The organism is Brucella pseudogrignonensis, assembly GCF_002252525.1.
Classification (GTDB): domain Bacteria; phylum Pseudomonadota; class Alphaproteobacteria; order Rhizobiales; family Rhizobiaceae; genus Brucella; species Brucella pseudogrignonensis.
The window spans coordinates 1-12,299 of sequence record NZ_NNRM01000030.1 but is presented as its reverse complement, the minus strand read 5'-3'; the positions used below and the strand labels follow the sequence as shown (position 1 = coordinate 12,299).

The window sequence follows — 12,299 nt, the reverse complement described above, 5'->3', positions numbered from 1 at the left end:
CCCCTGGCCTTTCCGGCCAGAGAAACTTAACGTGACAACACCGTGACCGTTTATTTGGGGGCCCGGAACAAAAACTTGATTTGTTGAACTGTTATTGTTGCTCTTCGAATATCGTTTTGTGACCGTATTCAGTCAGCATGAAAAGAACCCGTTTCTTGCCGATCGGAATGATGATCTTGTCGCGAACGAGCATATTAAAGGCGCGCTCAACTTCCAACGCATGAATGTGCTGTCTCTGCAATTTGTTCGTAACGGCTAAACGGTTTAGGGCAACCTCTCTTGGTCTGAGATTCTGGTCAATATGAATCAGACGCTTCAGAAGTTGTATAGCGCGGACAACATTATCAGGATTTAGCACTCTTTGTCTTTTCTTGCTCATGACAATTGGAGACCTTCCTCGTGCGCCAAGACGCTGTCTAACTTTTCCCACCGCCTTTCGTTCCGATGAAGGAATTCTATCCTTCAAAAGTTCTGGACGAACTGGGCCTGGGGGCTGCCAAACTGGCGGTCTGCACGACCAACTGACCCTTCAAGGAGAAGGAAAAGCAGAGGTGGCTCGGTTTGTCTGAACAGTTTCGGGCGTTTCGTTAAGTGGATTTCCGCCGCGATTATGCCGCCACCATCATTGGTGTCAGCGCGTTGAAGTAGACCTGATCCGGTGTTTGCCGGTCAAGCGATGAATGTGGGCGTCGGCTATTGTAAAAGGTCAGATATCGGCCGATGCCAGCTCGCGCTTCAGATACGGTTTTGTAAGCGTGGATATAGACCTCCTCATATTTAATCGATCGCCATAGCCGCTCAACGAAAACATTGTCGCGCCAAGCGCCCTTTCCATCCATCGAGATGGCAATTTCTGCCTTTTTCAGCACGTTAGTGAAGTCGATGGACGTGAACTGTGATCCTTGATCCGTGTTGAATATTTCAGGCTTTCCATAGCGGACCCGAGCTTCCTCAACCGCTTCAATGCAGAAGTCCGCCTCCATCGTGATCGACAGTCGCCATGACAGAACCCGGCGGCTGAACCAGTCGACGACAGCGCACAGATAGACAAAACCACGTGCCATCGGAATATACGTTATGTCCATTGCCCACACCTGATTGGGTCTGGTGACCGCTAGCTTGCGCAGGAGATAGGGATAGATTTTATGCCCTGGCGCTGGCTTCGAGGTGTTTGGGCGACGATAGATCGCCTCGATGCCCATCTTCTTCATCAGCGTGGCGACATGCAGCCGCCCAACCTCAAGCCCTTCTCCCTTCAAAAGCCCCTGCAACATCCGACTTCCCGCGAATGGGTATTCCAGATGCAATTCATCGATCCGGCGCATCAGTGCCAGATCGCCATCCGATACCGGGCGCGGTGAATAGTAGACACTGCTACGGCTGAAGCCGAGGAGCTCCGCCTGCCTTGCGGCCGACAGCTTGTGCGTGCGGTCGATCATTTCTTTCCGCTCAGCAATCCCGCCTTGCCGAGCGCTCCGGCTAAAAAATCATTCTCCAACGTCAGTTCGCCGATCTTGGCGTGCAGCGTTTTCACATCGACGGTTGGACCCGTCGGTTCCGTCTTCGCTTCATCGCCGAAAACGACTGTCGCTCCCTCAAGGAGTTGGTCTTTCCATTGCTTGATTTGGTTGGCGTGCACATCAAACTGCTGGGACAATTCCAACAGCGTTTGTTCACCTCGGATGGCAGCGAGCGCCACCTTTGCCTTGAAAGCCGGGCTATGGTTCCGGCGTGGTCGTCTTGTCATGATTTCTCCTGTTCCCGGCATCTAAGCCGATGTCAGGCAGAAATTCCACTTATCCTAGCTGTGCAGATTTCCCGAACCACTTCTAGCTATGATATTTTCGTATCTGGATGTTCTGGCTGGTCGAATATGCAATGTCGTCCCCGGTCTACCCTGACAAAGAGCGCAGCGTGGTCGGGGACATTTTCTGTGCAGTTATTGGCCAGAAAACTGTAATAGTCTGTATATTCCCGCCACGAATGACATCACGTAAAGCTTTGGCGCAGAACGGTTCTGCGAGAGTGTAGTTAACAGGGACGGCATTTTTTATGAGCGTGAACGCTCTGTCATTTGACAGTTTCATTTAAGTTCCCCTTGCCGAGTACGTTTTATGTCACTTTGTAGGCACATCCCAATCCGGAGTGGTGATGCAGGGTGGCATGGGATAAGCCAGTCAGGGTCGATGACGACGTTAATATAAAGTGAACAAGATGAGATTTCCATTATTAAGATTCAGAGTAACCTTTGTATTCAAGTTCGAGGAGGCCGACATGCCGTTTTTTAACGAAGCGAGCCGCATTTATAAAAATGACGAAATTAGCTTACTGCGTAACTGTTTCTCCAGTGCAGTTATTTACTTGGAAGAAAGCGACAGCCATTACTCGGCTCAAGAACTCGCGTGTTGCATCATCATGCTGTACGAACGTGGTCTTCGCGACCAATCTAAGCTGATCACGATCGCGGCGCGATTAGCGCATAAAAAATATAAAACGCGAAATGCGAAGAAACCAATCGCCGCAAAAAAGCAAGTTTTTCGAGTAAGAAGTTAGTTTACTTGCGCGAAAGAGTTTCAACCGCCGCTCCGATAACCCTTTTTAGAAACCAACGCGCAAAGCGGGATTATTGATGGCAGATAAAATGAGAAGCCTGCTCGATCCAGATACTGGAAAATTGTTAGCAGTCACGCTTATCAATACTCAGAGTCCATCCTTCCTGGCGCTTTATCGAAACGTTTGCTATCCGCCTGCTACGCCCAGTAGGGAAAGCGTTAAGAAGGTTGCGAACAGCACAAAATGCGTCATGCCCTCGATAGCGTTAGTCTGGCCGTCGTTGAGATTTATAGCGGCTACAATCAAAGTTATAAGAGCCATCATGGTCTGAAGGGGTGTCATCGCCATGACGATAGGTTGATCGTAGTAAAGCGCGAATCCCTCAATGACCGGAACGGTGAGTATGACGGTCGACAATGATGCGCCCAATGCAATATTTATGACCACTTGCATTCGATTGGCAAAAGCTGCGCGAAGTGCTGTCAGAAATTCGGGAGCTGCAGACATAATGGCGACGACTAGGGCGGCTAGCGCAATCGGAGCCCCTATCGCTTGAAGTGCGTTCAACAGAACCCCAGACATTGTTTCAGCTAAAAAACCTATGAGTACAATGCCAGCCACCAGAACGGTAATTGACGGAGTAAATGTTTCGTTTCTCAGGGCGCGACCGCTTCTCGTTTTCTTTTCTGGGTAGCTGTAGTTGAAGAAATAACTATGCTGGCCAATTTGGTTTCTTAGAAACACCCAGTAAAGCATCGCCATCGCACCCACTGTGAAGAGCGAATATAGCCGCCATTTTTCGTGCGGAATAAACTCGGGAACAACCATGGATATTCCCATTGCGGTCAAGATCATGACACCGTAAGTCTTACCGGAATCATCATTATAAGCCTGTTCACCAAATTTCCATCCGCCAAGGAGTGCGGCTAGACCCAGTATTCCGTTAATGTCGAGCATGACAGCGGAAAATATTGTGTCGCGCGCGAGCGTGGGCGAGCCACTATCTCCATTCATCAGAATGAGCAGGATGAGTACCTCGACGCCAACCGCAGACATCGTCAAGACCATAGTCCCGTACGGATCGCCTACTTTAGACGCGATCACTTCCGCCCGATACGCTACGCGCACAGAGACCGCAACGATAGCTACAATAAGACAGAAGGTGGCAAGTAATGCAGCACCAGGTCCATTTTCTATTATTGTTGTTTCAAGGGCAAATGTAACAATACCGACCCCGAGCGCCAGCACTAACAAGATTTCCCGCCGAAGAAATGAAACCATACGAACATCCGATGTCAGCTGCTTTTGGCGACACGATCTACCGATGAAACGGGTGGAAGTCCGATCGCGTGCGATTGTATATGAGATAAAGCTTTGAGCTCCTGTTCGTTCCATGTGAAACTCATTTGGACAGCTTAACGATAAGTAAGAAGTCCACTCTGATGAATGAGGGGATCCGATCACTTGCCGCCAGATTTGTTTCCCAGCGCACGTCAAACAATACTTCCGGGCGGGGGCTCGTCTCACCCTGTCTTCAAAAGAGGCACACAAATACGGTAGAAAGGGGTAGCCCCGTAAAAGGATAATATCAAACAGCGCATTCTCGGAGAACTCTTCTACGATCTCTTAAAAGATATTTATTGTGCGGATCCCAAGTTTTTGACAGCACTTCCCAACATGGTTCGGGCGGCATCAGATGGAGCTGGAAAATGCATTTAAGAAGCATCGGGAGCATACTCAGACCCAAGTGGTACGACACCAGGAAGGGTTGGGATTGTGGGTAAGCGCGCGCACTGCGAAACGTGCGACGCCACGGAAGGAATTTCGTTGTGGGATGGAAATCTTGTGAGAGTTTCAAGAGAGTGCCTCCCTGAGACCGGCTTTATATCGTTTGCTCAGACTCTCGAATATGATGAAAACAGGAGCTATGACAGATTGAATTGCTGGGCTGACGCCCTGAGCGATAAGGACGTAGCGAAGCTTCTCGAGGAGACGATACAGGAAGAAGGCCAAACGACAGGTAACTACTCAACTTGCTGAAGCGTCAGCAGTGGCTCGGGCGCAGGCGTCAACCACGGTCGGCCCAATCGAAGTGAGAATTCGCTTCATTATGGTCTGTGGACTAAATCTCTTCCTGAAGCTTCAGTCCTGCTCATGATGAGCAGTTACCCTAAAGGGATGAACGGTAGAATCCAACGAGTACAGCGATAAGGCATCATCCGAACAAAACCAGGTTTACCAAGCTGGGCGGCATCACGCTATTCAAGAGCCTCGCACATCATCAGAAGCGCGGCAGAACGACTCGAGCGGGACCACAATCGATAACAACTGCGTGTTGTAGCGTATGAACGATATCTATCGGCGATTTATAACTTCTACGAAACAATTTGATAATTCATTTGTTGGGTCTCCCAATCAGTCAATAATAAAGGGGATCTGTTGGTAATGTACAGGACCAACGAGAATGAAATGCAAATGTTCGACGGAAAGCTTATTTTATTTTTTGGAGAAAGCACATTGCTCACCAAAAAAACCGAAAGCAGTTTGAGAAACGTTGGCATCATTCCGTTGGGCCCCGTCGAAACGATTGAGGAGGCGCTCAGAACCGTCGAAAGTGTGACCATCGATGCGGTGATCCTGGATATTGCACTTGACGCCACTCTGATATTTCCCGTGATCGCGCGATTGGACGAGAAAGCTGTTCCTTTCATATTTGCTGCGCCACCGGCCCGGGAATACAAGAATCCTGCGGGCTTCGTGTTAAGCGGTCGTGACAGCGATCTGTTGAGGATAGGACACGTTCTATTCCCACCCCCTCCGAAGAACTCCGCGCGCATCCATTAATCCAGAGAGCATCATGAGAGCCCCGCAAGCAAGAAGCGTGCACTGGCGCGCTTCTGACAAGACCACTTTGGAACTAATTTCCGCAGGGGTCGGAACTCATAGCCCTTATCAGTTAACTGTCTTTGGGTGCCATTGATGAAGAACTGTTCTGCAGACAGCTACGCAAGATCACATCGGTGCGGTTGCAGATACCCGGGATAGTTGCAATAGCTTAAAGTGAAGGGGCCGTTCATTCTCTGGAGGAGCCAAAAATGCCACGACAAATTCGCGATCCACGCATGCAAAAAATGGAGACGGTGCGGTATGGCCAGCCAACGCAAGGCAAAGCAAAGTAAGCAACAAGGTCGGAATCGTGTGATTAGGTTGGAGAGAAGGAGGTCACCCCAATTTAACACGTGGCAGCCTTCAGGGAGGGCCTCGAACACAAACTGGTGTATCAAAACAAATGCTGGAGGCATTGTTACGGCTCTTTTCAATTTCCGAACAACTTTCCTGCAGCCAGCATTGTCAGTAAAGACAGCTCATCACTTTCAGGTAATATTGGCGCAAGCTAATCAGTTGCAGCTGACACGGCTCGACGTGCACGTGCACGTGTCCGCGCCACGCGCCTTCCTTCGCGTAACTCTTCGAGGTCAGGATGCCACCAGCCGCGTTGCCGCTCACTCGCGGACAGGTCTTTTTTATTCGGCCATGTTTGAACAAGTTCATCGAGCGATGGCAAGCGCCAAAACCCCCAGACATAGTCGCCCTCAAGATCAGGATAGACATCGTTTATCAGTTCAGAATTTACCAATTCACCGGTAATTTCACGAATAACAATAATACCATATGCTTGCGTTGTTATTGGGCGGTTGAGCGGTGGCAACGCCTCGGCAGTCAGCGGAATGCGCCGTCGCCTTCGCTCATTCGCGCGCAAGCGCTCTCTTCTTTCTTCCTTGCTCCCTTTCCGCGCTTGGGTGCGCTTAAGCCGCTCTTCCGGTTCGCTTCGTCTAGCCTCGTTTTCGATAGTCTCCCAACGCTGGAGAAGCTCATCATAAGATGCAAAAGGCACCCGCCACATTTTGAAATGAGGGTCCCAGCGAGCGAAGGATATTTGGCGGATTTCTTCAACCAGGCGCTTCGAATATGGCGTCTTGATACTGATACCGTCACTGTCAACCGAAAGATACGAACTGAGGATCGGTTCGAATTCGTAGGCGTCTCTCCCTTTCTCCTCAGCAAAGGGATTTGCGCGTGATGCCTCACGCTCGAGCCATCGTTCAATGCGCCGAGAAGCCGTTTTCCCAGGAACCAGCCAGGCTTTGTGCCAATCGCTCCATCGCGCGCGCGGAAATTCCTTGCGAAAGCGCTGCACTGTCATTCGATCAAAAGGAAACGTTATTGTGGCTTGATCCACCTCTCCGGTATCGAACCGATCGTTTTTGTCCATTTCAAATGCTCCAGTGCCAACAATAGGACATGAGAAGCGGCCGTCTGATCGCGTACAGACCAGATGCATATGCTCAACAGCTGACCACGAAACGTGGTACTTCCGGCTTTTGCGTTACACCGCACCAAAAAATGGGCTGCAGAAAGTTGATGCTGTTCGTTGAACTGCTTTGCCTTCTCAAGGTGGTGCGCGAGAGCAGGCACAGTTAATTTCGGCCAATCGTTCAAATCGGCATTTTCGCCCTCTTCACTATACCGCTTAAGAAGGACGACAGAATTTCCGCGCACTTCTTCCTGATCGTCATGATCTTCCTTAGAAACTCCAGTTCTTTGGAGGTCTTTTAGTATTCTTTAATCATCTCCCCGGCGAAGCTATTAATCGCCGGATGTCCTTGTCGAACGCAAATTTGCGCGATTCGATCTCAAACATATCGCTACTTGTGCTGACCTGTCTTTTCGCTCGTGGACTGACTATTTATCGCCCGATGCTGGCAAGCAAGAATGGCTCCATTATGCCTTGTCCTTTCATAACAAAACGACATTCAAACAGCTGGGAGAATATTTTGTTCCGTGAAGTGTTGCAGCGATGTGGCATGAGAAACGGTAACCTGCTTTGGTATTTTAAGATCGCAGCATGGTGTTAAAACAAGATCTGAGCCGGCTGTTGGGCGTTGGAAATTTGCCTGCTGGAGCGCTATAGTAGGCGTCTCCGGCGCTACCGGAACAATCATTATCAGGGAATACTTCGCGATAGGGCTTTTATAACCGAGTTACCGTGGGCGCACGTTCTAAGCACGCACGAAGCGCCATGCGGATAGCGCGCGACCGGCAGTCTGAAAGGATACAGCTAACGGGATAAGCAAACCGGTAGATAAATGCTTAATCGATCTCAGATATCACGTTCAAAGGTGCTCTGAAGCTGGCATAAACGCCCTCAGGATCATATCTGCGCACTACATTTCCCGCGCCGTTGAGACCTAGTCCGATCAGACGTGAACCGAAACCTTCAGCGGCGGGCGCTGTCACTAGTGGGCCGCCCGTTTCACGCCACACGAGCTCGATTTCGGGCTCATTTTCGTTATTTTCAATGGTCCAGGTGAGCGAAACCCTGCCGGTTTCGTTTGAAAGCGCGCCGTATTTAATTGCATTTGTGCCGAGTTCATGCAGCAACAATGACATCGAAAGCCCCGCTTTTGGACCAAGCGGAACATCCGGTCCATCAATTGTGACGCGTTCTGGGCTAGCATGAAGGGTCATTACCCGGACAATCACCTGCCTAAGACTTGCATTCGACCACGACTGCTGAAGTAAGACCTCGTGCGCGCTGCCGAGGGCTTGAATCCGGCCGGTGAGAGCACTGACTGCTGCTGTGTCCGAGACGCGACGGAGTGTCTGTGAAACGATGGCCTGAACAATCGCCAGGGTATTCTTCAGTCGGTGACTGAGTTCGTGGTTAAGCAGGCGCTGTTCAGCTTCTGCGCGCAGCTTTGCAATTGCGGCGTAGGTGCGGTCTGCCACCCCATCCGCGAAGTCGAACTCAGCCTTGTCCCAGAAACGTTGAGTTGCGTTGTGGGCAAAGAGAAAGCCAGTCAGAACGTCGTTCTCTGCAAGCGGTATGTGCAAGAATGACCGGACACCGATCGAGCTTAGATATATCCTGTCCGCGCCAAGCCAATCTGCATTGAGGTGATGCCCCGACTGCCTTTGGCCAGAAGTTAGCCGGCAGATATTTCTGGCAATAAGGTCAATGCCATGTTGGCCTTTCCAGGAGCCGAGCAGTCCCGAACACGTGTCAGCTTCAATCGTGAATGTCGAATTTTGGGGATTAAGCGATGCGTAACCGGCTCGATCAGCACTCAATCCGGTCGCAAGCGTATCCGACGCTGCCTGCACGACTTCTACGATCGTGTTCGCGCTTCGCAGCCTATCTCCAAGCATCAGGAGCGCTTCAACCCGTTCTTCTTTTCGCTTACTCTCCGTTATATCAAGAACCACACCCACCATTTTAGAGAGCTCGCCGCAGTCATTCTCCAGGAACTGTGCCCGCCGAGCAATCCAGCGGACTCTCTGATCATCTGCTCGCCGTATTCTGTACTCAGCTTCCATACTCGCTATCCCGCTAGCCCCGTTTTGCGCGTTTGAAGCAAAGGCGCGATCCTCATCAAGGATCAGGCTTTCAAAATAGTCAGCTGCGAACGCGCCTTTACCGGCTACACCGAACAGCCGGCAAAACTCTTCCGAAACGGTCATCGTCCCGGTCTCGACGTTCGCTTCGAAGATACCTATTCCCCCCGCATCGTGTGCGGCGGCAGCCAGTTGCCGCTCTTCTTGCAAATTCTCCGTGATAGCACCAACGCTTTCCACATGCGCCTTTCGCTTTGATGATAGGCGACGCTCGACCCTGAGATCATAGGTGAGATCACTGATCTGACGGCGATACTCAAGCTGCGCCATGATCTGATCAGCCAGAACCCGAAGTGAGAACTGTTGTGTTGGTGTGAGGTCAAGTGCTTCATGGCCGAGTACGCACAGAGTGCCGACAGGATATCCCTCGTGGGATTTTAGCAGGGCACCAGCATAAAAACGAATAAAGGGCTCGCCTACCACTAAAGGGTTGCAATCAAAGCGCGGATCTCGGGTGGTATCGGGGACAATCAGAAAATCTGTTTCGAGAATTGCTTTAGCACAAAGCGATGTTTCAAGCGGCGTCGATCGGACGCCCAGGCCCGTTTCTGCTTTGTAAAACTGGCGAGTATCACTGATAAAATTAACAACACCTATCGGAGTGCCGCAAATTTCTGCGGCAAGTTCGGCGATATTGTCAAACAGTTCCTCACGCGGAGTGTCGAGTATGCCATAGCTTTCAAGAGCCTGAAGACGACTTTTTTCGTTCCCAGCCGCGTCTGTTTTCATCAAATTCCCGTTTAAACACTCTTTCCACACTCAGAAAGATAAATAGACTCATATTCAAAATTAAGGTCGGCGGAAAGCCTGAAATTACTTTGGGCCCGAGTATTAGCTAAGACTGTTCCACTGCTTTCTTAATCCAGGCAATCACATCTCGCGCGAGGTACGGTTTGGGTAAGAAGCCGAAGCTACGCTCATCATTTGAGGGTATCACCTTCCCCGATGTCACCAGCACTGGGATGGATGGCCATTCTTTACCTACGAGCGCTGCGAGTTCCAAGCCGTTAAGATTTGAGCCGGGCATTTCGATATCAGTGAAAAGCACATCGACGGTGGTATTTCTGAGATGTTTCTCAGCTTCCCCCGCATTCTTTGCCTCGATCACGTCGAGGCCCGCTTCCGTCAAAAAATAATTCGCGTCCATACGAATGAATATTTCATCTTCAGCAATCAATACGGTTTTTCTGTCTTTCTCGCAGTCCACTACCCATTCCTTTTAATTTCTAACTTGCATTCAGGACGGAACCACTTTCCGCGTAGAAACCGCTACGCGTCCAGTCTTTATTCTGAATGATTTTTGTAAATGCTTTCGCTAACGAAAGACAACATCACTGGTTACGACCTTTTGCCCCGAAAAGCGAAAACAAACCGGGATCGTCATAGGTGTTCTGAACTCAGAACTGAACCCACGGTTCCAAAAAACACCGGCCTGTACGGTATCGTACCAGGCGAGTTATTTTCACATAACTATAAAAGGACCGGAACCAACTCTAATCCTGCACATTGATTGTTGTTGCGGGGGAAGGGAGAGAAAGATGTCAAGATCAGTATTGCATGAGAAAATTCTCGAACTTATGCCCGCTTTAACGCAGTTTTCGCGCGCTCTGTGCCGTCAAAACCCGGATGCGGAAGATCTCGTTCAGGAAACGATTTTGAAAGCATTGAGCAATCAGGAACGTTATGTAGAAAATGGCCAGCTCAAATCATGGTTGTTCACCATCATGAAGAACACCTTTTGCACTCGATTTAAGAAATTACAACGTGAAACCGTCTATTGCGATGAGTTAGCGCCGACCTGTGCTGCATCGCAAGATAAGGCTATGGAATTGCAGGATGTAGGCAGAGCATTTGCTAGCCTCTCTCCATGTTATAAAGAAACGGTGGAATGCGTCATTTTCGATGGGATGCCTTATGATGATGCTGCAAAAATCCTTAATTGCTCCGTCGGGACTGTAAAAAGTCGTCTTCACCGAGCTCGCGCGCATCTCGCTTTGTCGAATGACGCAACCCCGGGATGACACTATGTTGTAAAAGAAAGACTTCGCCGCCTTAAACGCTGTTCATAACCAGCTGGTGAGGCAGTCCTTCGCGTTCGTTGAATCGTTTATTCGAGAAGGATTTTTTGACACGACTGTTACTCAACCCAACTTCATATACCCATGGTTGCAGGTCGGATCACTGCTCGGAGTCTTCTCTTTTCATGCGTTGCCGAATGCCGCCCTCTACGCCGAGTCCGTCGATCACCGGATTATAGATCGCGCCCGTATGGGCAGAGGTCGTGCTGCCGCGCCGGGCTTCACTTTGCGCCATACTCGCTGACAACCGTTCGGTTAGGTCGGGCATTAACCGATGCGACAGATTGGAAGCCTTCGCTTTCCAGCCCACGGGATATTCTGCTTTTGGATTGAGACAACACTCTACAATTGCATCCACCACGATTTGGGGGGCGTCCATCATCGCCATGCGCGGCTCGTGTCCACTATAGTTAGCTGCATGGTGCCACCAGGGGGTGTCCACTGCCCAAGGCATAATTGTGGCGACACTGATCATATCGAGACCGGCCAGCCTCAATTCCTCGTTGAGCGAACGGCCCAGGCTGAGGACAGCTGATTTTGTGGCGGCATATGTATTTTGAAGCGCCATGGGTACTTCGCTGTCAATCGAACCTATATTGATGAGCGTACCATAACCTTGATGCGTAAAGAGCCCAAGAGCGTAGTGGGCACCGAAAATCAACCCCTTAAGGTTCACATCCACGAGACGGGAGTGATCCTTCAGCGGGATTTCCCAGAAATAGCCTATTGCACCGACGCCAACATTATTTATCCAGACGTCAATTCTTCCATATTTTTCGACAGCGCGTTTTGCAATTGCAGCCACTTGGTCGGCATCGGAAACGTCTGCTTCAACAGCAATCGCCATGCCTCCAATAGCCGTAATCTCAGACACAAGCTCATCCAGAACTGACTTTCGCCTCGCAGCCAAAACAACGTTGGCACCGGCCTTACCTAGCTTGAGAGCGGTACCGCGCCCAAAGCCACTGGAGGCACCAACGACCACGACAACAAGTTCGTTAAGGCTGCTAAATCCAATAGCCATTGCACTTCTCCGCTTCGTTCTATGAAACGACTGAACAGTTTAGACAGACCTTTTGTTCCTTTTACATTCGCGAGTTGGCCGGTCCGGGAGGAACCGGATTACAGCGTTCAGCTCTCAAACTAACTCTGCTACGTGAGGGATAATGATACCCATGCGCCGAAGACCGCTGGATTTTCTAGCGCGCGCAA

The 12,299-nt window shown here is 50.2% G+C and carries 11 protein-coding genes; 4 read left to right on the top strand and 7 right to left on the bottom strand.

All coding sequences use genetic code 11. From position 1 onward, the window contains the following. Positions 1-91: 91 nt before the first annotated feature. Both CEV34_RS14605 and CEV34_RS14595 read right to left on the bottom strand, forming a co-directional pair. Entirely contained in the window at positions 92-379 is a 288-nt protein-coding gene (locus tag CEV34_RS14605; RefSeq protein ID WP_094543836.1) for a hypothetical protein, read from the bottom strand. A 229-nt stretch (positions 380-608) separates the two neighbouring features. Continuing rightward, a protein-coding gene (locus CEV34_RS14595) for an IS3 family transposase (protein ID WP_179253532.1) occupies positions 609-1,747 on the bottom strand; the annotation gives its coding sequence in 2 pieces (ribosomal slippage) (positions 609-1,480 and positions 1,480-1,747; 1,140 coding nt in all). Between the two features lie 527 nt (positions 1,748-2,274). Here CEV34_RS14595 and CEV34_RS14585 point away from each other — a divergent pair. Further along, entirely contained in the window at positions 2,275-2,553 is a 279-nt protein-coding gene (locus CEV34_RS14585; RefSeq protein ID WP_094543837.1) for a hypothetical protein, read from the top strand. 186 nt (positions 2,554-2,739) lie between these two features. Here CEV34_RS14585 and CEV34_RS14580 read toward each other — a convergent pair whose 3' ends face one another. Next, entirely contained in the window at positions 2,740-3,834 is a 1,095-nt protein-coding gene (locus CEV34_RS14580; RefSeq protein WP_094543833.1) for a calcium:cation antiporter, read from the bottom strand. A 495-nt stretch (positions 3,835-4,329) separates the two neighbouring features. Between CEV34_RS14580 and CEV34_RS27725 the strand changes: the two genes are divergently transcribed. Beyond that, a complete protein-coding gene (locus CEV34_RS27725) occupies positions 4,330-4,593 on the top strand; it encodes a DUF892 family protein (protein WP_162699618.1) in 264 nt (87 codons plus the stop codon). Between the two features lie 429 nt (positions 4,594-5,022). Then, positions 5,023-5,397 carry a response regulator gene (locus tag CEV34_RS14570; RefSeq protein WP_143853386.1) on the top strand — a complete coding sequence of 125 codons (375 nt, stop codon included), beginning with the start codon at positions 5,023-5,025 and terminating at the stop codon, positions 5,395-5,397. A 550-nt stretch (positions 5,398-5,947) separates the two neighbouring features. On the opposite strand, the gene CEV34_RS14565 is transcribed toward CEV34_RS14570, so the two are convergent. The 3 genes from CEV34_RS14565 to CEV34_RS14555 all read right to left on the bottom strand — a co-directional run bounded on the left by CEV34_RS14565 (position 5,948) and on the right by CEV34_RS14555 (position 10,216). Beyond that, complete coding sequence (locus tag CEV34_RS14565) at positions 5,948-6,826, bottom strand: hypothetical protein (RefSeq protein ID WP_094543830.1); 879 nt, start codon at positions 6,824-6,826, stop codon at positions 5,948-5,950. An 878-nt stretch (positions 6,827-7,704) separates the two neighbouring features. Beyond that, positions 7,705-9,738, bottom strand: coding sequence for an HWE histidine kinase domain-containing protein (locus CEV34_RS14560; RefSeq protein ID WP_094543829.1), 2,034 nt, complete (start codon positions 9,736-9,738; stop codon positions 7,705-7,707). Between the two features lie 106 nt (positions 9,739-9,844). Then, positions 9,845-10,216: a response regulator gene (locus CEV34_RS14555; protein ID WP_094543828.1), complete on the bottom strand. Its 372-nt coding sequence runs from the start codon at positions 10,214-10,216 to the stop codon at positions 9,845-9,847. 331 nt (positions 10,217-10,547) lie between these two features. On the opposite strand from CEV34_RS14555, the gene CEV34_RS14550 reads away from it, so the two are divergent. Continuing rightward, a complete protein-coding gene (locus tag CEV34_RS14550) occupies positions 10,548-11,030 on the top strand; it encodes an RNA polymerase sigma factor (RefSeq protein WP_094543827.1) in 483 nt (160 codons plus the stop codon). A gap of 157 nt (positions 11,031-11,187) precedes the next feature. Here the strand turns inward: CEV34_RS14550 and CEV34_RS14545 are convergent, their stop codons facing one another. Further along, complete coding sequence (locus tag CEV34_RS14545) at positions 11,188-12,111, bottom strand: SDR family NAD(P)-dependent oxidoreductase (protein WP_094543826.1); 924 nt, start codon at positions 12,109-12,111, stop codon at positions 11,188-11,190. Positions 12,112-12,299 lie beyond the last annotated feature (188 nt).